Genomic DNA, 22,998 nt, shown 5'->3' with positions numbered 1-22,998 from the left:
GTCCATCGAAGAAGTCAAGAATTCGGCCGGACCGAGGAGCCGAATTGGGGTGGCGTCGAGCAATCTACGATGCGCATGAAGTGAGTTTGTGATCGCGGGCCTTTGCCCTGTAGCAACGTCTCGCTGGGGATGTTGATGTCGACGTGGGATAAGCCGCGCTTCCAGCAGTCGACCTTGGCGGATTACAGACGCCGGGCCAATCCAGCTAACGCGCATGCCACGCTACGCAGACGCTTCGAGATCTTGCAGCCATGTGGGAATGTCGCGTTTAGCATGTAGAATGCGCCACACGTCGACGTGATCGGCTTGCTCACGATAGAAGACGATATATGGGAAAGTCTTCAGCGTCATGCTGCGTAGATCGGACAAGCCGAGTTCATATGCGTAGCGCAATGAACCCGATGCAGGATGATTTGCGATCAAACCAAATGTCGACTGCACCGCATCGACGAAGCCAATCGCGACTTGAGCACCGGCCTCGCGAGCATAATAGTCCACGGCGTTCTCGACATCCCTGCGGGCAGACTGGCGGGGGACGATAGACTTAACGGTCACGTGGAGCTTTGCCGCGAGGCACGGGCTCGCAGGCTATCGAAATAGGCGGTATCAGCCGGCTCGGTCGTTTCGGATGCAGCACCCTCAAGCAGGAGATCACGCAAGTGCTGGCGATCTTTGTCGCGGCGGATCAATTCGCGGACGTATTCGCTGCTGGTGCCGTAGCCTCGCCCGGCGACCTGCTGGTCGACGAACTGCTTCAGGTTTTCGGGCAGGGAAATATTCATGGTGCTCATGAGACTAAAATAGCCAGAATGGCAAAATTTGGCAAGGTGCGTGGTCCGGGCAAATACGAGCCTAACGCGACCGCAAGGCGTTTTGCGGCGGCAATTCTCGCTCTCGCATATATCAAAACATAAAGCGCAAGCTATAAGATACCGGGGAGGTTTTTGACATTCCTGGCGGGCGCTTAGGCCCCAGGCGTATGAGGTCCCGATCGAGATGAGGCAGTTTTGACAGAACTTGGTCGGATCAAATCAGCCGCGGGAACGGTATCAGCCAGATCGACGCCTTTCGCCTGCTGGCTTTCACGTCGCTGAGGTGGTGCTCTCCTCTGTGCTCAGGTGTTTGAAGACCCTGACCCAGAAGCTGAAGTCACCTGAGCGGTCGTCCGAGCGCGCGCCTAAAGCGCACCACGCCGCCGCCGTTTTCGCATCTGGTCCGTAAATCGATCGAGCAGCATCACTTGCAAGTGCAATATCTCCATCACTCCAGATATCAGGCGTGGCCGCGACGGCGCAACCGAGCGGGTAGTCTTCGAAAATTTCGCGCATTGAACAAGCCCCGTTACCGTCCGGCAACAGGTGGTCAAATCATGCCGGACGTTGCTCCCATCACACTGGGCCACGATCAACGTGCCGTCCCTGGCAGATGCGCTTCAGCGCTAAATTCCACGCGCGTTCAAGATTATGTTGCAACAAAAAAGAAATGCAAGTTATAAAAAACTCGGAATGAGAGTGCTTTCGCGATCCTTTTACGACCCCTGCGAGGCAATATGATTGATGTGCGGATCGATACGACAAGTTCGGATGACAATTTTGTGATATCAAAATTGCTGGCTGCGAGGCTGCGAGACAGCGAGGCCGGTCGATGAGCGAGCTTTTGGTGATCGTCTCTCAAGATGCCGATTATTATTTGATGCTCTCGCACATTTTAGAGGAAGCAGGATACACAACAGCCCTGATCGATGTTCCGAGCGAAGTCGTGTCGGCTGCGGCGGAGCGCGACGCTGCAGCCATCATCGTCGACTGCCAGCCGGGCTCGCCAATTTTGGCTGACACCGCCTCCAGCATGAAAGAGAGAGGACTTGTCAGCGAGGTCATTCTCATTGCGCTTGTCGCCGAAAAGACCTCCTATCTCGACATCCTGAAGGCCAATGTCGACGAGAGCTTTGCCAGGCCGATGCGGCCGCAACGCCTCCTGTCTTACCTCAGCAGTGTCATCGGTATTTCCCCCGACAAGACGCCTGGTCGCATCCCTCGCGTGTTCGACGACATGAAGTTGGACGTCGGGGGCCGACAGGTTCTGGTGCGGGGCAAGCCGGTCGACCTTAGTCCGATCGAGTTTCGTCTGTTCAGCGCCCTTATGGATAATGCGGGCCGCGTTCTCAGCCGGGCTGAGATGATAAACATCGCTTGGCCGCAGAGTGCATTCGTCGAGCCACGGACGGTCGATGTTCATATCGGCCGCCTCCGTCGGGCGTTGAAGCGTGCACTTGGCCGGGATGTAATCCGCACTGTACCAAAGGTAGGATATGTGATCGACACCGCCTGAAGAATTTGAACATCTCGTGTTCACATCTTCACCAAAAATTTCGAAAAGGTTGCTGTCGCGTGCGTTGTATAAACAAAAGACTCCCGATTAGCGTGTAATAGTCCGTCGGTTGGGAGGAGAAGATGCAAGAGGCTGATTCGGGCGCCGGTTCGCCCATTACATCCCATAGAAACACCGCAAGCTTGATCAGGCATGCCGGACCTCATTTCGCCGTGGCCCATCTCGACGGCTTGATGGCGCTTTATGTCAATCCCTCAGACGGTCGAGCGGTGACGCTGCCAGGCCCGGAGGGTCGGTCAGAGCGAGTAGTCGACTTCGTTCGCTGCTCATATCTCGGGCTCGACAATCACCCATCAATCGTCGAGGGCGCGATCGAGGCCGTACGGCGCTACGGAACACTGCACTGGTCCTGTGCCCGTACACGGCTCAATTTTGCGGCTTTGGGAGATCTCGAGGATGCTCTCTCTGATCTTTTCGCGGCAAGGGTCATCACCTACACAACAGTGCTCGCCGCTAACATGAGCGCCCTTCCGCTGATTGCGTCCGGCGTCCTGACTGGCGGCAAAAAGCCGGTAATGGTGTTTGATCGTTATGCGCATGCGACGCTTGCCTTCAACAAGCCCGTCGTTGCCGAGGAATGCGAGGTCCGAACCATAGGCCACAATGATACTCACGCGCTTGAGGACATTTGCCGCCAGAATGAGACGGTCGCCTATGTCTGCGACGGGGTCTACTCCATGGGCGGCTGTGCACCGATCAAGGATTTGCGCGACCTTCAGGAGCGATACGGTCTCTTCCTTTATATCGATGATGCTCACGGCATATCGCTCTTCGGAGAACGGGGTGAGGGCTTTGCTCGCTCGCAAATGCGCGAAGGTCTCGGAGAACGGACGATAATCGCGGCCTCGCTCGGCAAGGGCTTCGGCGCCTCAGGCGGTATGTTGATGCTTGCAACGCCGTTTCAGGAAGAAATCTTTCGCCGCTTTGCGCTTGCGCATGCCTTTTCCGCCTCGATCAATGTTGCAGCGATAGGTGCCGCCCTTGCCTCCCAGGCGATCCACCGCACGCCGGAACTCGGCGTGCGGCAAAGGGCGCTTTCCGAACATATTTCGCTATTCGATGAGCTGGTGCCGACCGCACAAGCGGGGTCCCGACTGCCCATCCGCACTGTTGTCATTGGTGACGAGCTTGCGGCAATAGGTGCCGCGAGAGTGGTGCTGGACGCTGGTTACTATACATCGGCCATTTTCTTCCCGACGGTCGCCAGGGGAAGGGCAGGTCTGCGGATATGCCCGACCGCCAGTCACACGGCAGCCGAAGTACGCGGCGTTGCTGCTGCCATCAATCGCGCCCTCAAGGGCTGATCATTGACCTTCGTGGCCCGGGGCGCTCTCGCCCGGGGCGGCTCGTTATCGGATCCAAGCGTTCCAACGCTCAAGCATCATCGCGGCATTTTCATTGATCCATTTGGCATCCGGAACGACGATGTGATCCCTGATGTCATCATCGCTTGGAAGCGCCGCACGTGCAGCCGGCGACATCAGTGCGATCGCCTTGCGACTGGGTGGGGTGCAGAGGAGTTCCTCACAGACCTTGGCCTGCGCATCCGGATGGTCAAGCCAGTAGCCGACCAGCTTTAATGCGTTCGCCCGGTTCGGCGCGCCCTTGATGATGGTCAGGCGATCACCGACCAGAAAAGAAGCCTGCTTGGACCAGGCAATCGGGCGCCCTTCCGCCCTCAGGGTGTTCGCGCGCGTCAACCAGATCTGCCCGATGCTGTAATCGCCGTTGCGAAAGCCTTGAACGCTCTGGTCACCGGTCTTCCACCACAGCGATATTGCAGGGCGGATCTCGTCGAGCTTTTTCAGTGCGCGGTCGACGTCGAGCGGAAAAAGCTTGTCGCGCGGGACGCCATCGGCCAGCAGCGCCGCAGCCATGACCCGCCACGGATCGTCGAAATTCGGAAACGAACGGCCGCCGGGAAACTTTGTCTGGTCCCACATGTCGGCCCAGCTCGACGGATTGCCTTCCTTGAAACCGGTTGGATCGTAGGCCATGAGCGTTGCGGTCGAAAACAGCCTCGCGCCCGAACTGACGCAGGCATCCTTAACGAGGTCTGGCCGGCCATCGAAAGGATTGCAAAACTCAGTTAAGTCTTCAGAGGTGAGCTGATGCATTTCAGCGCTCGCCTGAATCTCGCCGTCCGGATACAGATCCCATGTCACATTGCCTGTCTTGACCATGGCCGCAGCTTTCGCCCGCATCTCGGCATTTGTTGCTGCAACGGACACGACCTTGATTCCAGTCTCTTTGGTGAATGGCTCGAACCAGGATTTTCGAAGTGCGGCATCGTAAGCCCCACCAGTTGTCGCGACGACCACTTCTTGCTCGGCTCGCGTCGCCCCGACACCAGCTAGCATCAGGCAAGTCGCAAGCAGCAAGGGCCTAATCTTAAATTGCTTTTTCATCGTGTGTTCCTCTGTGCGGATGAAATGGCCACGTTAGTCCTCCCCGCGGCCGGTAAGGAGGTGAATGGAACCCATGAGGACAATCGATGTCGCGACGAGAAGCGTGGAGACCGATGCGATCACCGGGGTGAGATTGAAATCGATGTCCTCGAACATTTTGCGGCTGATCGTTTTGCCCCCGGAATCGGAGATGAAGAAAGCGACGGTTGCCTCGTCGAACGACGCGAGGAATGCAAAAATCGAAGCGGCAGCGACCGCCGGCGAGATGTTTGGAAGCACGATGCTGAAGAACGCGCGGCTCCGGCTCGCCCCACAATTCAGTGCGGCAAGTTCAAGCGACGGGTCGAAGCGCTCGAGTGCTGCGGATACGGTGATGATGACGTAGGGGATCGAGAGAACGGTGTGCGCGATCAGGAAACCGGCAAAATTGCCGGTCAGGCCAAGCGGCGAAAAAAACAGATAAAGCGCAACGCCGAAGACGACATGCGGGACGATCATCGGACCGAGCGACAGCGCCTGCAGAAGCGCTTTTCCCGGCAGATTGCCGCGGACCAATCCTATAGCCGCCATTGTTCCGAATGCTGTCGAAGCGACGGTCGCCGACAACGCAATCTTGAGGCTGAAGATAGTTGCCGCGCGCCAGTCCGGATCGGAGAGAAATTCTTCGTACCAGCGAAGCGTCAGGCCCTTCGGCGGGAGCTCGATATAGCTGCTGTCATTCAGCGAAATTGGGATGACGAGCAGCGTCGGCAGCACCAGGAAGAACAGGATTGCGCCGATCATCAGCCCCCCGAGAAGCTGCAAGACCGCCTTGCCATAAGGCCGATGGCTGCCGTTTACTCGGGAGGTGGTAAGCGAGGTGGTGGCTGCGGTCTCAGTTGACACTGTTCATTCCCTTGCTGATGGAGAGAGCCTTGCGAAACGCCAGGACAAAGACGAGGGTTGTGGCAAGAAGGACTGTCGCGAGAGCTGCGGCAAATGGCCAGTCAAGCAGGACGACAGTTTGCTGGCCAATGAGCGTTGCCATCATCAAAGCTCCCGGTCCGCCAACGAGTGCGGGCGTGATATAAAAACCGATCGCCAGAATGAAGCACATGACACAACCGGCAAAAATTCCCGGCAGGCTGAGTGGCAAGGTCACGCGAATGAAGGCGCGCAGGGGGCCGGCGCCCAGGTTTCGGGCGGCCTGGCTATACTCGGCAGGAATGGTGCGAAGAGCATTGCAGATCGGCAGGATCATGAACGGCATCAGGACATGTGTCATCGCGAGTATGACGGCGCCATCGGTATAGAGGAGCTTCAAGGGACTGGTGATGACGCCGGTTTCAATGAGCAAGCCATTGACGATTCCGCTTCGCTGCAGCAACACTATCCAGGCGTATGACCGCACCAGCACTGAGGTCCACAGCGGCACGAAAACCGCCGCCGCGACGATCATTGCAGTCTTGCCTTTGGCGCGCGCCATGAGAAAGGCGATCGGATATCCCAGCAGCAGGCTCGCTACGGTGACGATTGCGCCGGTCTGCAGGGTACGAAGCAGGACTTCGAGATATAGTGGCTCGGAGAAGACGCGCTGGTAGTATTCGAGCGTGAAGCCCGGCGCCATGACGCTCAAAGAGATGAGCCGGCCGATAGGATAAAGGAAGCCTCCGGCTAGCAGGAACATCAGTGGAGCAACAAGCATGAGCGTGAGCGCATGCGAATAGCGGCGGGCCGAGCGGGAGAATAGCCAGCTTACTGAAACGGTCGGCGCGAATGCGACATTATCGACTGTCATGGTCACTCAGGCCTCCGCATCGGCAAAGAGCCGCAGGCCATCGCGCTCGGCAATGACATCGACCAGGGTGCCCGCCGCAAAGGGCGATCTCATCCCATCGGCAGGTATCTGCACTTGAATAATCTCTCGGCTTCCAAAGTCAGTGCGAATGAGATGAAGGTCGAAGGAGCCTGCAAAGACGGAGGTCTCGATCCGACCGGGCAGGGCGTTCTTTCCACCCGTGCCGCGCGCTGCGAGGCCAAGGCACTCGGGTCGGAGTGCAAGGCGAACGCGATCGCCGATCCTTGCCTGATCAGCGAAACGTGGGACAGCGCCGGGCGCATCGATGATCAGGTCGTCACCAAGTCTGATGGTCTGGCTGCCGGCGCTTTCGCCCAGGAACTCTCCGGTCAGGAAGTTCATCTTGCCGATGAAATCCGCGACGAAGGCACTCTGCGGATTTCGGTAAATGTCTGCCGGGGTTCCGAGCTGTGCAATTTTCCCCTTTGCCATGACTGCGATCCGGTCGGACATGGTCAATGCCTCCTCCTGATCGTGAGTCACATAGATGACAGTCGCGCCCAGCCGCTGCTGCAACTGCTTGATCTCGATCTGCATGGATTCGCGCAGCTTCTTGTCGAGAGCCCCGAGCGGCTCATCCATCAGGAGAACAGGCGGCTCGAAAACAATTGCTCGCGCGACCGCCACTCTTTGTTGCTGCCCTCCGGACAATTCGTGCGGATAGCGTCTGGCGTAGTCGGGAAGCTGGACGAGGTCGAGCGCCCGGCTTACGCGTTCGGCTCGAAGACCCTTGCCAATGCCACGCATCTTCAGCGGAAATGCAATGTTTTCGGCGATGGTCAGATGCGGGAACAAGGCGTAGCGCTGAAAAACCATCCCGATGTTGCGTCGATCGGGCGAGACGGCCGTCACATCGCGGCCGCCAATCATCAGACGTCCGGCAGACGGGCTCTCGAAACCGGCGATCATTGTAAGCAGCGTTGTCTTGCCCGATCCCGATGGTCCGAGAATCGACAGGAATTCGCCTGCCGGAATGTCCAAGGTAACTTCAGCTACGGCAGTCTGGCTGCCGTAAGCTTTACTTATGCGATCGATGAAAACAGGCGCACCAATCAAAACGATATCTCCTCCATCTTGCGTGCTGGAACGCGCATTGAAACCTCCCGGCCGGTGGATGCGGCCGGTGCTGTGAGTGCTACGCCGAAAAGATCGGCGGCTTGCTGGGCATGCGTCCCGCAACCGCAACGTTGCGGATGTTCACGATCCCGTTATGCTGTCACATTACGTTATCGTTTGGGGTGTCAGTTATTTTTGTTGCAACAAAATTGTGACGATGTCAACGCATGGGGGTCGAAAATGAACAACAATACAACCGCAGAGGAAGCGCGGGCGTCGGACGAGCAGTCCGGCCGCCTGAGTGACTTCGCCTATTCATCCATGAAGGAGCAACTCACGCGCGGCACATACAAGCCGGGGCACAAGCTGCCGATTCGCTCGGTTGCCGAAATGCTGAACATTGGCTCAACGCCGGCACGCGAGGCACTCAACAGGCTTGTCTTCGAGGGCGCGCTCGTCATGGCGGGACCCAAGACTGTTATCGTGCCGCATCTCGATCTCGCCGCGCTCTATGAGGTTACCCAGATGCGGCTGGCGCTTGAGGGATTGGCGACCGAAAAAGGCGCACTTCGCGCAACTGATGACGTCGTTGCCAAGCTCTTGGCGCTGCAAGACAAAATAACATTGTCACTTGATGAAAGGCGCTATTCCGATGCCCTCCATGACAACAAGGAATTCCACTTTACGATCTATCGGCTTTGTGAGATGCCGCACCTCCTTTCGACCATCGAAGCCCTCTGGTTAAGGGTAGGCGCCTCCTTCCACGACCTTTATCCTGAATTTGCGGAAGCGAAATACGGCGTTCGCAACCACATGGCTGCAATAGAGGGGTTGGTGGACAAGGATCCCTCTGCGGTTCGTGCAGCGATGGAAAGTGACATTCGGGACGGCTATCGCCGCTTGAAGAAAGCGGCGCAGGAGCGCCTGAGGCGGCAATAGCATCGGTCGCAGCAAATTTTTGTTGCAACTTCTTCTGGTTCATGATTTTTGTTACAACAAAATTATGAAGGGTCGTGCGACGACCCGCGTTGACCGGAGAGGATCCAATGTTTCATCCAGACTTATCGCGCAGCGGCCGGGTTTTCTCCCGGTCGCGGTCAGAACATTACTTCAAGAGGGGGCGGCGCGTCTTCCCAACGGGAATAACGCGGGTCACGGTGGATCATGAGCCGAGTCCGCTTTACATTTCGCGCGGGGAGGGAGCCTATCTCATCGATGTTGATGGCAACCGGCTCCTCGATCTCAACAATAATTTCACGACGCTTATCCACGGCCACGGCTTCCTTCCAATTGCCGACGCGGTTGCGGATCTTCTTCATCGCGGAACGTGCTTCTCCAACCCCACCGAGCACGAGATCACGCTGGCCGAGCTGTTGATCGAGCGCATCCCGGCGATCGAACATATTCGCTTCGTCAACAGCGGGACCGAGGCTGTGATGTTTGCGATCAAGGCTGCCCGGGCCTTCACCTGCCGGCCAGGCATTGCAAGAATCGAAGGCGCCTATCACGGCGCTTATGACTGGGCCGAAACGGGGCAAGCGGTATTGCCGGCCATTTGGAACGACCCGCAGCGGTCGCCAGCCGTACCCGCTTATCGTGGCATGCCCCCCGCGGTTGGCGAAGAGGTGACCGTCATCCGTTTCAACGACGTCGAAGATCTTGATCGTCGGATTGCCTCGGCAGCCCCGTCACTCGCCTGTATCCTCATTGATCCGATGCCGAGCCGCGCCGGACTGATTGCGCCTGAACCGAGTTTCCTTGCAGCCATTGGTGCGATCGCCAGGCAACATGGCATTCTCGTAGTTGCCGACGAAGTCCTCAATCTTCGACAGTCCTATATGGGCGCTTCGGCCCGCTACGGTTTGCAGCCCGACCTGATCGCCGCAGGGAAGATCATCGGCGGCGGTTTTCCGGTCGGGGCAATTGGTGGGCGCAAGGAGGTCATGCAGGTCTTTGCGAGCGACAGCGGCAAGCCGCTGCTTCCGCAAGGCGGCACGTTTTCGACAAATCCCGTATCGATGGTCGCGGGGCGGGTCGCGATGGAGGCGATAACGGAGGCCGCGTTCGCCTCGCTCGAGAGCCTTGGCGACAGCATCCGGGCCGGTCTTCGCAGGGAGATCGAGCGTCGAGGCGCAGCCTTCAGCGTAACAGGGGCCGCATCATTGTTTCGCATTCATCCGAAGAGCAAGGCGCCAACAGATTTCCGTGAGGCTTATCTGGAGCCTGCAGAGGCGGAATTGATGGCGAGGCTCTCGAGGCATTTCCTTGAGTGCGGCATTCTGCTGCCCAATGGCGCTGCGGCTTGCCTATCGACGGCAATGACGACGGCTGACGCTGACGCGGTAGTTTCTGCCTTCGCAGACTTCCTTTCAGCCCTTGAAGCAAACCCAACAGAAGCAGGCATGTAACCATGGCAACTGATGTTTTCGCCGTCGCCGAACGTATTGCGCATTCTCTCAAGAGACACGACGTCACCCATATTTTCGCTCAGAGCCTGCCTTCTGCGGTGATCCTAGCCGCCGAAGCAATTGGCATCCGTCAGGTCGCATACCGTCAAGAAAACATGGGAGGGACCATGGCTGATGGCTATGCGCGTCTCTCCGGTAAGGTCGGCGTCGTCGCAGCGCAAAACGGACCCGCCGCAACGCTTCTCGTTCCCCCGCTGGCCGAAGCGCTTAAGGCCAGCGTACCGATTGTCGCCCTTGTCCAGGACGTTGAACGAGACCAGGCGGATCGCAATGCATTCCAGGAACTCGACCATCTCGCCCTGTTCCAATCCTGCACGAAATGGGTGCGCAAGGTGATCGTTGCGGAACGCATCGACGATTATGTCGACGCTGCCTTCACGGCAGCGGTGTCGGGCCGACCAGGACCGGTCGCGCTACTGCTTCCCGCGGACCTGTTGCGAGAGAAGATTGCGCCGTCAGCATTTCGGCGCGAGGCGGCTCTCGGCCATTGGCCGCTTGATCGATCGCGTCCACGCGACAGCGACATCGAACGGGCAGCATCGATGATTGCGGCAGCTCAAGCACCCATCATTATCGCCGGAGGCGGCGTTCATGCAAGCCGCGCCGCCGGCGAACTCTCGGCACTACAGGACGAGGCCTCGCTTCCCGTCATCACGACAAACATGGGCAAAGGTGCGGTCGACGAATTCCATCCCCTTTCGGCCGGGGTTCTGGGCGCACTCGTTGGACCAAGGTCACTCGGACGCCACACGATTGCGCTGGTCGAAGAAGCAGACCTCGTCATTCTGGTCGGGACGCGAACCAACCAGAATGGCACGGATAGCTGGCGTCAAATTCCCCGCTCCGCCTCCGTCATCCACGTCGATGTCGATCCCTCCGAAATCGGACGCACCTATGAGGCGGTCAGGTTGACCGGCGATGCCGCCGAAACCATCGGCGCGCTCCGCGGGGCACTTGCTGGCCGCGATCTTTCTTATCGCGCATCGAAGCGCAACGACGTGGCTTCTCGTATAGCCGGGTTCTGGCACGCGTTCGACACGGAACGGCAATCCGTTGCCCGTTCGGACGCCAGTCCCATCCGACCTGAACGGATCATGTTCGAACTTCAACGGGTGCTAACGGCTGATGCGACCGTCGTCGCTGACGCCAGCTACTCGTCCATGTGGGTTGCCGGCCACCTGAGGGCGCTTTCGCCGGGCATGCGTTTCATCTCGCCGCGAGGCCTTGCTGGACTTGGGTGGGGCGTGCCACTTGCACTCGGCGCCAAGGCTGCGAGACCGGAAAAGCCGGTGGTGGCTGTCGTGGGGGATGGCGGCTTCGCCCATAGCTGGGCGGAACTTGAGACCATGGTGCGGAGCAAGCTGCCCGTCCTGATCATCGTCTTGAATAACGGCGTCCTCGGCTTTCAGCGTGACGCGGAAACTGTCAAGTTCGGCAGCTTCACCACCGCCTGCAACTTTGCAGATGTCGACCATCAGAAAATTGCCGAAGCCTGCGGCTGCCCGGCAGTCCGCATCTTCGATCCCGTTGATCTTCCTCGATACCTTGAACTGGGCCTGTCAGGGGACGGCCCCCTGCTGATGGAAGTTATGACCGAGGCTGGCGCGCATCCGCCGCTGTCGTTGTTCGCTGCAATGGATCAAGCGGCATGAACGCCGCTGGCAGCGCGAGGGTTGCGGTCATCAGCGGCGGCACGACGGGGATCGGTCTTGCCACCGCGTTTCGTCTGCTCAGCGCCGGTCATAGAGTCGCCGTCTTCAGCCATGGCGAGGCAAGCGTCACGGCCGCGCGCGCGGCACTTGCCGGAGCTTTCGGGTCGGGGATGTCGCTTGCACGACAGGTTGATATCCGAGAGCCGGCGGCCATCCGAGATTTCTTTAGTGAGGTCGCTGATGTCTTAGGGGTGCCTGAAATTCTCGTCTGCAATGCCGGGATTTCGCCCAAAGGTCCCGAAGGGCCTCCTGACGTCGCCAACCTTTCCCTCGAAGAGTGGAACGACGTACTCACTGTCAATCTCACGGGTTCGATGTTGTGCTGCCAGGCGGTTCTGCCCGCCATGAAGGAGAAAGGCTATGGCCGCATCATTTTCGTGGGATCTCTCGCTGGCCGGACGAGACCGCGGATTGCCGGGGCGAGTTATGTCGCATCAAAGGCGGCCCTTTCAGGGTTATCCCGCGTGCTGGTCTCCCAGTATGCTCAATACGGCATAACATCGAATGTCGTGGCGCCGGGTCGCATTCTTACGCCATTGACCGGATCCCCGGAAACGAAGACCAACATCGACGCACTCACCCGCATTCCGGCGGGCCGGCTTGGTGATCCGGACGAAGTCGCTGCCGTTATCGCGTTCCTCGCGACGGAAGATGCCGGGTTCGTTAATGGAGCCATCATCGATGTGAACGGCGGCGAGTTCGCGCCGAGTTGAGGCTGACTGCTCATTTTAACGAACGCAGAGGCGATCGATATGACCGCTGTCATTCTGGTTTGCTCGCAGGATCCCGAACTTTACCTGCTGCTTGCCCATATTCTGCACCGCGAAGGTTTCGAGGCTCGGCTAGCAGCAACTGAAGGCGATGCAGTGGACGCCTGCACATCAGCAGCAATTTCCGCAGTCCTCCTGGATTGTGCAGGCTGGCCGAGAATCGCGTCGATATGTGCGCTGTTAAAGGAAGCCGGACTTCCCGTCGGGGCGCTCATCGGCGCGAATATGGGTGTACAGCACCTGCAATTGATTAGGGCAGGCCTTGAAGACGTCATTACGCGTCCCTTGTCGCCGTCAAAGCTTCTTGCCTTTCTGAAAAACATAAGGGCGCAGCCGGAGCCTGCGACATCGTCAAGTTTTGTGATCCCTGCCGATTTGGTCGTCGAGCAACATGCCGTTGTTGTCGCAGGGAAGAGAATAAACCTTGCGCCGATCGAGGCGCGAATCCTCCGGTTTCTGGTAGGAAGGCAAGGAGAAATCAGCACCCGAGAGCAACTCATTGAGGCCGTCTGGCCCAATCCGAGGGCGGTGGACCGGCGGACAGTCGACGTGCATATCGGGCGCCTTCGAAGAGCGACCGCGGGAGTTCGGAACCTGCGGATCCGGACCGTCTACGGTGTAGGCTATGCTGCTGAGCTTTACGAGGCGTGAAGGCGCATCTCGTGTAGCTGCGACGCGTTTTGAGGATGGGAATGCGGTCGTCTAAAAGGGCGAGGTTCTCGAACACTTTGAAGATGAATTGCCAAAGGCACCAGCTTCGAGGCTGCGTGGGACTTAAGTGACGTCTGACTGCAAATCAGGCCACGCGGTTAGCCGCCGTTCCGCCTGAGCCTATCCAAATGCTCGGAGCAAGCGGTCTGAACCAGCTCAAGCAACAAAGCCGTTTGCTCTGCCAGCCACCCCAGAGCCTCCTCGCTGATCTCGAAATGCTTGGAATAACGCGCCTTCACGTATGCCTCGTTGAGCGTGTTGAACCAGGCGCGCTCGCGATGCTGATCCCGAGGAAAGGCTTCGGCAAAGCGCCGGTCCTGTTCTTCGGCGAGGGACCGGAGGAATTTGATGTTGTGGGAAGGCTGGCTGTAATTGGTGAGCGTCAGCAGGACACAGGAATAGGCTTGTTCTAACGCCTGATGGAGCTGGAATGCCGCAACGCGTAGGTCGTTTTGGTTTATGCAAGACGTTGCAATCTTTAAGAAGGATCGAGCAAGCGGAAGCCTGTCCTCATAATGCTCATTTGCGACACGAAGCCGATCGATTGCCGAGAGTGGCTTAGGCTCTGGGAGCGGCTCATCGTCTAATTCATATAGAACGATCCCCTCCCTGCGGATGTCCGAGAAGAAGTACTGCCCCTCCTTCAGGTAGGTGTTCACCTCGCGCCGGGAATGGACGATGAAGCTAACTGGCGTTTCGATGGACTTGTCATGGATCAGCCGGTCAGCGGCCTTGTGCCAGTACTCGGCGAACGAGCACAGCTTGCGATTATTGACGATGATCAGCAGATCGAAGTCGGATCGATAGCCCTTCATAGTGAAGGGTTCGTCCACCCAGCCGCCTGTCGCGTAGGAGCCGAACAGAATGATCTTCAGAATTCGGCCGCGCTTCTTGAATTCGGCGGTGCCGTCTTTCAGCGCGTCCTCGAATTCCTCGTGCAGGATTTCCAGAACACGGCCAATCTCGCGCTGTTTGCGAAGGGGGATATGATCGAGGGACGACTTCATTGCACTATCGGTAGGCGAAAGATCCCGCACCGTCCACCCGCAGTTTTAAGGGTTCCGATGGTCGACGATGATTTCGGCAACGATTACTTACCTCAACGTTAAGATAGACTGCTGGCGGTCTACCGCCCTAATCGCCGTCTGTGTCAGCAGACGCCGGCGGCGTTGTGAGCGCGCGATCGTGTCTAAGATTTCCTCATGGCAATCGAAAATGCCGTCATCTGCTCCGGGGTGGTCACCTCGTTTTCGAGACAGCAGCAAGGTACCGTAACTCCTTCCAGCATTGACTTTAACTTTGACCTTTTTTGTTCGTTCATCGCGGACAAAAATTGCTCACAGTAAAGCGCAGGGCCGTCCGCGTCGGTTGTTGCATTACCTTTCCCGCGTCCGTTAGAAAGCTTTGTACAGCTATGCCACGCGTTATAAAACGTTCAGTCGCAAGCGTGCTTTATACGTCAAAAGCGGCTTGCCAGGCTCTAGTCGCCATAAGGAGACGAGCAACAGAGCGTCTGCGTAGGCAAATGCGCGCCAGCGTGTTTCTGTGGCGGAAATGCTGGAACAATAGCGGATTTGGAGATGGTTACGCAAGCAGGAGGCTCTTGCGAAGCGTGGCACACTCTGAATTCGAAGAAAAGCAGGGGCCGCGTGCGCGCCGGCGGCCCTCGGAGTCTGTTTCGGTGAGTCCGGACATCCCAAGCGAAATCACCCTTGAAGCCCCGGAAAATCAATCATTTCCGCCGAGCCAGGAAGACCGACATTTGCCCTTTGGAATCAATCACTTCCGATAAGCAGTACTTATCGGAGGTGAGACGTTGTTCACAACTTCAATATTTGTGACAGAAGTGAATGCTGGATTGGCTTCCGCCTTAGAGAAGAACGATGCAAATTCAGATGGTTAATAAGTTGATAATCAGGGCAGCTTCCTTCTACACTTTGAGATGGGGTGGTAAAGTTAGGGCGCCGCCGCCGGAGATCACCAACTATTGCGGCGCTGGCCGCGTGGCGATGATCATTGGCGCGGCCGGCTGTAGTGCTCAGTTCATTTACTCATCGACAGAACCAAGCCGGCGAGAGGCGGCCACAGCGAGGTGGCTTACCTTCAATCCGAATAGCCCAATCCACCCATCCAGGCCGGGATAATGGCAAGTTCGCGGAGGCGTTCGCTTTCCTTTTGAGTTGGATGGCGTGCGACATACGGAAACAGCTGAAGCAGCAATTCCTTCAAATGATCAAACGCATCGTCCGAGTAGGTCACACCCGAGCGCATCTCGTTTAGAACGGACATGATCCAACGGATGTAGACGGTTGGTATCGAAATATCCTGGATGTCCTCCCACCCATCTATGAGCTTGCTGCCGCGGAGGCGTGTCTTTACGACGTCGTCACAATGGCCGAAGCATGTGAAGTGGATTTGCTCGAACGCGCTTGCTTGCTGAGGGGTCTCACGCATCCTTTGCCACAGCGAAACGATCCCCTTGCCCGGTTTCTCCAGAAGATTGGTCCCACAAATCTCGCATGGTAAATGTGGCTGCTCTCTAAATAATTGGGCAGGCGTCGGATTGTCGTTGCTCCAGCTTTTGATAGACTGCGGAAAGTAACGTTTAGCCAACTCCAGGCCGCGTGACGAATGGAGCAGATGCCCCTCGATTTTTTCTCGGTCGAAAATGTGAAACGGGATTCCCAGCCCGGACACTATAGTCCTCAGCCCGGAACTGGCCAAAGTCGAGTAGAACCCGATAAAACCGTCGCATCCGTTCGCTTTGACTCGGTCGCCGATATTGCTGTCGTCAGTTGTGGAGACGGACTTCCCGCTGGAAACCTTGTGTTTGCAGCTGACAAGCCAGCGAACAATCGTCTCTCCGCCGACTCCCACGCGGCGCTCGATCAGCTTAATGTCGCTGCCGCCATCGGCTCCGCGATCCGGGTCCGAGGCGATCTCATAGCCAAGGAGCTTGAAGAAATCACGGGCGAACAGCTCGAAGGTGTCCTGACGGCCGGTCGCCACGTGAGCTTCGGGTATTTCCTTGAAATCCAGCTGGCATTGCCTATCCTCAATGGTTTTCTCTCAACGCCACAGCCAAAGAGGTTAGGCGCGATTAAGGTAACGGTCGGAACATCTATGGGTTGATTTCACAAGAATCAGTTATTCTACCCCGGATGGATAATGGACGGTTGGCGGATTTTTTCTTCAGACGGTTCCCATTTTTTTGTGCTCGCGCCGCTGTCTCTCAGGGGAGAAACTTTTAACGACGCCGGAGATAACGAAAATGAATGTAAGGGGTGCACCTTCTCCGTCACCGGGTAATCTCGATTTTTGGCGCGAGGCGATCGCAAAAGATCGCCTTGGCGAGTTCAAGCTCGAGGTACTGGTCGCTGCGTTGCAGGACCTTGGGCCGGAGACGAACAGACGTGTTCGCGAGCCTCTGGCGTTCCGAATTTCGAATGCATTGATGCGGATGCTTCGGAACAGAGTCGGCTTCAATCATCCCAACCAAGGCTGCGATATCATCGACCGCGTCCATACCGAGCTTCTCACCGCACTTTTCGATCCCGCTTCGGCAGACGGCAAGGCACTGAGGACGGCATTCTCGGCCCGGGTCAGCTTCCGCATCAAGGATGCCATAGCGACTGAGTTCAAGCATTCTCGTATTCCGACCGATGAACTGGCATGGAAGGCGGCGGACGCCGACACCCAATCGGAGATCGCACTCGAGGAACAGGCCAAGACGGAACAACTCGGTCGCCCAACAGATTCGGATGTCGAGCAGCATGAAGATGGCCATGAACTCGGCGGCAGCAATGAAAGCATTCGCGCCGATTGTCGATCCGCGGAAGCGTGCGATAACGACGGTGAAGACATGGACTTTAACGCGGAGACGATCGGCGATGCAGACCTGTTCGCCGGCGTCAAAGAACTGGACGAGACCATCGATAATGAGCGGATACTTTTGGCAGTCGCTGACCTGAGGAAGCGTCTTGCCTTTCGTCTTCATATGAATCGCATCCCGATCCATTCGAATAGCGGCCCTTCCATAGCCAAGGCGCTTGGCGTCGACAGAAAAACTGTCGGGAGCTGGATTGCCGAAGTGCAGGAACAACTCTCCCAACATAAGGAGGTTACATTACTCGACAGCGCCACGAGTGGAGGAAGACAATGATCAGATCACCCCGAGAAAACGACCGCGATCGTGCGCTTTACGAGTTCCACGTCGCATGTCCGCACCCCACGGGGGCGCAGATAATCGAGTGGACCGAGCGTTATCCCGAGTTTGCGGAGGATATTCGCATTCATGCAGCAATCACGCTTGATTGGGACGCCGCCGATTCGATGGGCGAGCCGACCGATCTGCCGATCAGCGACACAATGATGGCAAGGGCACACAGCCGCGTTTTGAACGCTCTTTTCCAAAGTGAAAGCGAAGCGGCGACCGGGGAGGCCGAGCCGTCGATTGACTTTCACGAAATGCTGGAACGGAGAGGCCAGAGGGTTCATGAGGTGGCAAGGGAACTCGGCATCGGCCGAGATGTGCTTGCCGATCTCTTTAACGGCTGGATGACCGAGCCCGTTGGGCGGATGCTCGTCGACGCCGTTCGCGGTTTTTTTGGAATAAGCGAAGCGACGTTCCAGCGCGCCTACAAGCACGCTTTCGACAACCCCACGCTCCAGCACGCGAAGTCATCCGGACCGCCGATCATACCACGGCGAAGTTATGCCGAGGTCATTGCAGGTAGCAACATGGCCCAGGAACGGAAGAAATACTGGTTGGGAGAAACCTGATCATGGACAGTTGGAGCGATGTCAGACGGAAAGCACGTGAATGTCATCGGCAGGCGCTCGAACGATCCCGGGGTGACAGGAGAGCTGCGTCGATCATCGCCGCGGCCCTTGAAATCGACGATCTGGAAATACGCCGCATCGATCTTGGGAAGGGCACGTTAGGATCTCTTGATCGAACGGCTCTTTTGGTCAACCTATCGCCAGATCAGAAACCAATCGACGAGCGCGTGGTGATTGCCCATGAGATCGGGCATCTCCATCTGCATAACGATCCCCACAGCGAGGTGACTTTATCGACCGGCGGCCTCGGCGGCGACCCCGTCGATAGCGGTGCTGGTCGAGTTGAAGGTTATTCGGCTCGGGAAAGAAAGGAACAGCAAGCCGATGTCTTCGCGGGAGAATTTCTTTGTCCGGCCGAGTGGTTGAAGGAGGAATATCTCAGGGGCAAGAGACCGTCCGACATCGCCGCTGAACTCGAGCTACCGTTCAATCTCGTAATGAACCAGATGGTCCGGGCACTACTGCTGCCACCGTTGAGCGCGCCACCGACGGCGGCCGAGCCCGGACCGAAGATCGAGCTGGACGAAAGCCAGCGGATTGCCGCGACCTGGAGCGGGGGTCCGTTGTTGGTGGATGCCGGCCCGGGTACCGGAAAAACCCGGACCCTCATCCATCGTATTGAGCATCTCCTCGGAAATGGTACGTCGCCCGGAGAATTCTTGGCCCTGACGTTCTCGAACAAGGCGGCGGAAGAGATGAGGGATCGCCTGTCCGCGATGAACGCGGATGCGTCCATAGAAATGTGGGTCGGAACGTTCCACGCCTTTGGCCTCGAGTTGATTATGAAATGGCCGGGCCAGCTCGGACGGACGACCAAGGTCCGTGTGATCGATCAGGCGGGCTCGCTTGCTATCCTTGAAGACAACCTGGAGCGGTTGTCCCTAAAGCATTATCAGAACCTCTATGAACCCGCTTACGAACTCGCGCACGTCCTGAAAGTGATCTCGCGCTGCAAAGACGAGCTTGTGTCGCATGAGCAGTTGGCAGCGGCCGCAACTGTAGATTTGCGCGCAGCGGTCGGGGACGATGAGATAGAAAAAGCGGAACGGTCACTCGAGATCGCCGAGATATACCGAATTTACGAGGAATGTCTAATCGAGCGCGACGCGGTCGATTTCGGGGACTGCGTCAGACTGGCGAACTATCTCATTCGCAACAATGCGGCTGTGAAGTCTTACATTGCCGGTTTCTCGCAGGTGTTGGTCGATGAATATCAGGACGTCAATTTTGCCAGTGCCGAGATGCTCCGGGCAATTCACGAGGCGGGCGCAAGTCTGTGGGTGGTCGCCGACGGCCGGCAATCGATTTATAGGTTCCGCGGTGCCGAACCCACCAATGTGACAAGGTTTGTAGGAGATTTCGGGGGAACGCGGACAGCGCTCACCAACAACTACCGATCCCTTGGTCCCGTCGTCCGTGCCTTCGAGACGTTCTCGGCGTCGATGGGTGGCGGCAGGAGCATGTCGGGCACCTGGAACGTCCAGCGCCTTTCCCGGGACGGACAGACGGCCGAAGAGGTGGCGATGACGGTCGCCCCTTCGGTTGTCGCCGAGGCCGAAGCAATTAAAGACAAGATATTAGAGCTGAAAGAGCGCGGCGTCGCCTTCGCTGGTCAAACCATTTTGGCGCGATCTCATCTGACACTGTCACGCATCACGGGGGTTCTGGAGAGCCTTGGAGTGCCATTGCTTTACCTGGGCGACCTTTTCGAGCGCCAGGAAGTTCGGGACCTTCTTTCGCTGCTTGCACTGGATGCTGAACATGGGGCAGTCGGATTGCCACGCGTGGCGGCCTTGCGAGACTACGCCGTGCCGGAAGACGATTCACTTCGAGTCATACGGTGGGCGAAAGCCAATAATCTCGCGATTTACGAAGCACTTGGACGGGCCGCCGAAGTCGTCGATATTTCGCCGGAGGGTGCACGAGGTCTTGCAAAGCTCGGATCGGAGGTGTCGGGACTGGAAAACGCTTCCCCATGGACGCTTTTGACGAGTTGGCTAATCGACAGAAGCGCATATCTCCAGCCTCTCCTGACCAACAATAGCCCGTCCGCGCAGCAGCAACTGGTCGCAATCTATCAGGTTTTGAAGGTTTGCGGGGAGTTCGCCGCGTTGGGAGAGAAGAGCAGAAAGAAGTTTTTGGCGCGGATACGACGCATCGAGGCGCTAAACGAAGATACTGCCTACAGATCGATCTCGTCGGAAGCGACTGAAATGGACGCCGTTCGCGTCATGACTATCCACGGCAGCAAAGGTCTTGAATTCGAAGCCGTTCATTTGCCCGCACTCGCCACCGGCTACATGCCGGGCTCCTGGCGCGGTGTCCGATATGTCCCTCCCACTGGCCTGGAGCGTTTGGCGATGGATCGCGACGACCATCAAGCTGAAGAGGAATGCCTGTTTTTCGTCGCACTCTCCCGAGCGAGGGATTACCTGTCGCTGACCCGGGCGGAGACATACAAGACGCGAAAAGCTGGTGAATCTGCATTCCTTCCGCCGTTGCGACTGAAAGCCGGTCGTCGAGCGCAGGCCAGTTCAGATCAAGGTGGCGCCCGCCCTCTGATGCCCGTTCCTCGGCAAGACGTCTACCCCGTGAGTGATCTCGACATCTATCTCCAATGCGGCCGCCGCTACCGTTATCAGATTGTGGACGCCCTACGAGGAGGAAGAGACGAATCACCCTACGTCGCTTTCCACCGCTGTGTTTACGAGACAGTGAACTGGGTCGAAGAACAGGTGCGGTCCGGACAACAGGTGGGCGCGGATGCGGCAGTGAAACAGCTCGAGTCGATTTGGGAAGAAAGCGGCCCACTTACGCACGGTTTTGCAGGCTTCTACCTAAATATCGCGCGGGAAATGATAAGCCGGATGGCAATCATCGTCGCGTCAGAGCCAGGGAGTGACCAGCGCGTCGAGTGGACGGTACCGCTCGGCGCGAACGTGATCTCGGTAAGGCCGGATAGGGTGGTGAAAGAGGGGAATACCGTGCGCGTTCAGAGGGTGAGAACCGGGCGGAAAACGAAATCCGAACCGGAAAAGCCCATTTATTCCATCCTCAGGCGCGGTGCGGAGATCAACCACCCGGGAAAGAAAATCGAGGTCGAAACACTCTATTTGTCCACGGGCGAACGTGTACCGTCTTCGTCGAAGACTGATGCCAAAAATCTGAAAGAGTACGAAACCGTCATTTCGAGCATTGAGGCGGGCGATTTCGGCACTGAGAATGCAGACCGTCGATACTGCCCGAACTGCCCCTACTATTTTCGTTGCACCGGTTAGGAGCGCGCCCCATTTTTTGAGCCTCAAGCCGCTTTCTTTATGTGGGTCACCGGGACCCGACGAAAGGAAGCAAAATGAGCATCATTACTGTGTTTATGTTGGGTCACAGCCGCGGCGATCTGGTTGAAGGTCTCCTCAACAGCGCCGCGACGGTTCGCGACCTTCACGACGTTTTGGCGAAAGCCGGCATCGCCGTCGATGGCGAAACGCACGTGTTCCTCGGCGATGCCGAAGAGCCCGTATCGAAGAACCTTACCGATCCGCTCAATCACCTAAATGACGGCCTTCGCATTCATGTCACCCGCTGCCGACGCATCGCGACGACGGTAAACTACCTCGAGCACTCCGATGAACACCGTTTTGCGCCTGGCACACGCGTCCGCACTGTCAAGGAATGGGCGGTCCGCAAGTTCAAGATCAACCCCAAGGATGCCGCCGAACATGTGCTGCAGCTATGCAATTCGACGAAGCGTCCTTCCAGCGACACCACTCTGCAGGAACTGACGGACAATCATACTTGCGCCGTCTGCTTCGACCTCGTTCCGGAAAAGCGCGTCGAGGGCTGAGATGGACGTCGCCTATCCTCCCGATCGCCTGTTGTTGGAACGCGATCTCGCCGCCCCGGGTTTCCGGTGCGGCCAGTTTGACGGTAGGTGGCGCTTGGTTCAGCTCTCTTGGCCGCATGCCACGATCGCTGTTTCAGCGCCGCCGAGAAACGCAGCGCCTTCAGAATATGCCTTTCGGTTCGAATGCTCAGGATATCCGCAAGTTCCGGTTACGGCGCAGCCTTGGGATGTCCAAGTGAATGGCCAGCTGAGCGCCGCGAAATGGCCGACGGGCGTTTCGCACGTCCCGGCGGTGTTCCGCCCCGAATGGCGGAATGGCGAATGCCTTTACCTTCCGTGCGATCGATATTCCATCGAAGGTCACGAAAATTGGCGAACCGAGCACCCGAGCCGTTTGTGGAACCCCGAGCGCGGCATCGTCGGCTACCTGGAGCAGATCTATGACCTTTTCCATCAGAGCGATTATTCGGGCGTTCGTAGCGCCTAATCACGCTATTCGTTGCTCGCTCAGCCTTTGGAATGAGGTGCTCGGCGAGCTCGAGCGACGCGGCGCTGGCCGACACGAGGCAGGCGCTTTCCTCCTTGGCACGATCTCGGGCGAGAAGCGGAACATCCTGGGCGTGGTCTATTACGATGACCTCGATCGGGCCGCCTATGACAGTGGCGTCTGCATTCTTCACGGAGACGCATTTTCCCGGCTCTGGGCGATTTGCAGACACCGCAGTTTAACTGTCGTCGCTGACGTCCACACGCACCCCGGGGGGGCGGATCAGAGTTGGTCCGACAGAACGAACCCTATGGTGGCCCGCGCCGGCCACATCGCCTTGATCATCCCCAATTTCGCCTGCCCGCCCGTCGGCATGTCCGAGATCGGCATATATCAGTATCGTGGCGGTCATCAGTGGATGGATAGGTCCGGATCGCATCAACCGAATTTCTTCTACGTTGGAATGTGGAGCTGA

The 22,998-nt window shown here is 57.7% G+C and carries 22 protein-coding genes; 13 read left to right on the top strand and 9 right to left on the bottom strand.

Translation table 11 applies throughout. The annotated features are described in order from the left end of the window. Positions 1-222: 222 nt before the first annotated feature. The 3 genes from PH551_RS05570 to PH551_RS05560 all read right to left on the bottom strand — a co-directional run bounded on the left by PH551_RS05570 (position 223) and on the right by PH551_RS05560 (position 1,328). Positions 223-555 (bottom strand): type II toxin-antitoxin system RelE/ParE family toxin, encoded by a 333-nt coding sequence (locus PH551_RS05570; RefSeq protein WP_285192191.1) that lies wholly within the window; start codon positions 553-555, stop codon positions 223-225. Then, the gene (locus tag PH551_RS05565; protein WP_285192190.1) at positions 552-791 is read right to left on the bottom strand and encodes a type II toxin-antitoxin system ParD family antitoxin; all 240 of its coding nucleotides are present in this window, start codon (positions 789-791) and stop codon (positions 552-554) included. The genes PH551_RS05570 and PH551_RS05565 overlap by 4 nt, the downstream gene beginning before the upstream one ends. A gap of 291 nt (positions 792-1,082) precedes the next feature. Beyond that, entirely contained in the window at positions 1,083-1,328 is a 246-nt protein-coding gene (locus PH551_RS05560) for a hypothetical protein (protein ID WP_285192189.1), read from the bottom strand. Positions 1,329-1,644: 316 nt separating this feature from the next. On the opposite strand from PH551_RS05560, the gene PH551_RS05555 reads away from it, so the two are divergent. Together PH551_RS05555 and PH551_RS05550 are read left to right on the top strand one after the other, a co-directional pair. Beyond that, complete coding sequence (locus tag PH551_RS05555; protein ID WP_285192188.1) at positions 1,645-2,328, top strand: winged helix-turn-helix transcriptional regulator; 684 nt, start codon at positions 1,645-1,647, stop codon at positions 2,326-2,328. A gap of 122 nt (positions 2,329-2,450) precedes the next feature. Further along, positions 2,451-3,692: an 8-amino-7-oxononanoate synthase family protein gene (locus PH551_RS05550; RefSeq protein WP_285192187.1), complete on the top strand. Its 1,242-nt coding sequence runs from the start codon at positions 2,451-2,453 to the stop codon at positions 3,690-3,692. Positions 3,693-3,737: 45 nt separating this feature from the next. On the opposite strand, the gene PH551_RS05545 is transcribed toward PH551_RS05550, so the two are convergent. The 4 genes from PH551_RS05545 to PH551_RS05530 all read right to left on the bottom strand — a co-directional run bounded on the left by PH551_RS05545 (position 3,738) and on the right by PH551_RS05530 (position 7,689). Then, on the bottom strand, positions 3,738-4,796 hold the full coding sequence (locus tag PH551_RS05545; RefSeq protein ID WP_285192186.1) for an ABC transporter substrate-binding protein: 1,059 nt from the start codon (positions 4,794-4,796) through the stop codon (positions 3,738-3,740). A 33-nt stretch (positions 4,797-4,829) separates the two neighbouring features. Further along, positions 4,830-5,600: an ABC transporter permease gene (locus tag PH551_RS05540; protein ID WP_285192453.1), complete on the bottom strand. Its 771-nt coding sequence runs from the start codon at positions 5,598-5,600 to the stop codon at positions 4,830-4,832. Between the two features lie 70 nt (positions 5,601-5,670). After that, positions 5,671-6,579: an ABC transporter permease gene (locus PH551_RS05535; protein ID WP_285192185.1), complete on the bottom strand. Its 909-nt coding sequence runs from the start codon at positions 6,577-6,579 to the stop codon at positions 5,671-5,673. After that, complete coding sequence (locus tag PH551_RS05530) at positions 6,580-7,689, bottom strand: ABC transporter ATP-binding protein (protein WP_285192184.1); 1,110 nt, start codon at positions 7,687-7,689, stop codon at positions 6,580-6,582. 240 nt (positions 7,690-7,929) lie between these two features. On the opposite strand from PH551_RS05530, the gene PH551_RS05525 reads away from it, so the two are divergent. The 5 genes from PH551_RS05525 (at position 7,930) to PH551_RS05505 (ending at position 13,290) form a co-directional block, all read left to right on the top strand. Continuing rightward, entirely contained in the window at positions 7,930-8,628 is a 699-nt protein-coding gene (locus tag PH551_RS05525; protein ID WP_285192183.1) for a GntR family transcriptional regulator, read from the top strand. A 107-nt stretch (positions 8,629-8,735) separates the two neighbouring features. After that, positions 8,736-10,097, top strand: a complete 1,362-nt coding sequence (locus PH551_RS05520) for an aspartate aminotransferase family protein (protein ID WP_285192182.1) — start codon at positions 8,736-8,738, stop codon at positions 10,095-10,097. Positions 10,098-10,099: 2 nt separating this feature from the next. Further along, positions 10,100-11,809 (top strand): acetolactate synthase catalytic subunit, encoded by a 1,710-nt coding sequence (locus PH551_RS05515; protein ID WP_285192181.1) that lies wholly within the window; start codon positions 10,100-10,102, stop codon positions 11,807-11,809. Further along, positions 11,806-12,582, top strand: coding sequence for a 3-oxoacyl-ACP reductase FabG (fabG, locus tag PH551_RS05510; RefSeq protein ID WP_285192180.1), 777 nt, complete (start codon positions 11,806-11,808; stop codon positions 12,580-12,582). Before PH551_RS05515 ends, fabG begins: the two co-directional genes overlap by 4 nt. A gap of 39 nt (positions 12,583-12,621) precedes the next feature. Then, entirely contained in the window at positions 12,622-13,290 is a 669-nt protein-coding gene (locus PH551_RS05505) for a response regulator transcription factor (protein WP_285192179.1), read from the top strand. A 158-nt stretch (positions 13,291-13,448) separates the two neighbouring features. On the opposite strand, the gene PH551_RS05500 is transcribed toward PH551_RS05505, so the two are convergent. Both PH551_RS05500 and PH551_RS05495 read right to left on the bottom strand, forming a co-directional pair. Further along, positions 13,449-14,357 (bottom strand): nucleotidyltransferase and HEPN domain-containing protein, encoded by a 909-nt coding sequence (locus PH551_RS05500; RefSeq protein ID WP_285192178.1) that lies wholly within the window; start codon positions 14,355-14,357, stop codon positions 13,449-13,451. A gap of 1,096 nt (positions 14,358-15,453) precedes the next feature. Beyond that, entirely contained in the window at positions 15,454-16,359 is a 906-nt protein-coding gene (locus tag PH551_RS05495) for a restriction endonuclease (protein ID WP_285192177.1), read from the bottom strand. A gap of 262 nt (positions 16,360-16,621) precedes the next feature. Here PH551_RS05495 and PH551_RS05490 point away from each other — a divergent pair, with 262 nt between their 5' ends. The 6 genes from PH551_RS05490 (at position 16,622) to PH551_RS05465 (ending at position 22,998) form a co-directional block, all read left to right on the top strand. After that, positions 16,622-17,512: a hypothetical protein gene (locus PH551_RS05490; RefSeq protein ID WP_285192176.1), complete on the top strand. Its 891-nt coding sequence runs from the start codon at positions 16,622-16,624 to the stop codon at positions 17,510-17,512. Then, a complete protein-coding gene (locus PH551_RS05485) occupies positions 17,509-18,132 on the top strand; it encodes a hypothetical protein (protein WP_285192175.1) in 624 nt (207 codons plus the stop codon). The genes PH551_RS05490 and PH551_RS05485 overlap by 4 nt, the downstream gene beginning before the upstream one ends. 2 nt (positions 18,133-18,134) lie before the next feature. Further along, positions 18,135-21,470, top strand: a complete 3,336-nt coding sequence (locus tag PH551_RS05480) for a UvrD-helicase domain-containing protein (RefSeq protein WP_285192174.1) — start codon at positions 18,135-18,137, stop codon at positions 21,468-21,470. Positions 21,471-21,544: 74 nt separating this feature from the next. Further along, positions 21,545-22,036, top strand: a complete 492-nt coding sequence (locus PH551_RS05475) for a hypothetical protein (RefSeq protein ID WP_285192173.1) — start codon at positions 21,545-21,547, stop codon at positions 22,034-22,036. A gap of 1 nt (position 22,037) precedes the next feature. Continuing rightward, a complete protein-coding gene (locus PH551_RS05470; RefSeq protein WP_285192172.1) occupies positions 22,038-22,523 on the top strand; it encodes a DUF7665 family protein in 486 nt (161 codons plus the stop codon). Continuing rightward, positions 22,477-22,998 (top strand): MPN domain-containing protein, encoded by a 522-nt coding sequence (locus PH551_RS05465; protein ID WP_285192171.1) that lies wholly within the window; start codon positions 22,477-22,479, stop codon positions 22,996-22,998. Before PH551_RS05470 ends, PH551_RS05465 begins: the two co-directional genes overlap by 47 nt.

It is taken from the genome of Rhizobium atlanticum (genome assembly GCF_030182485.1).
Lineage (GTDB): Bacteria > Pseudomonadota > Alphaproteobacteria > Rhizobiales > Rhizobiaceae > Rhizobium.
Note: the sequence above shows the minus strand (reverse complement) of the source record. Positions and strands in the feature narration are given on the sequence as shown.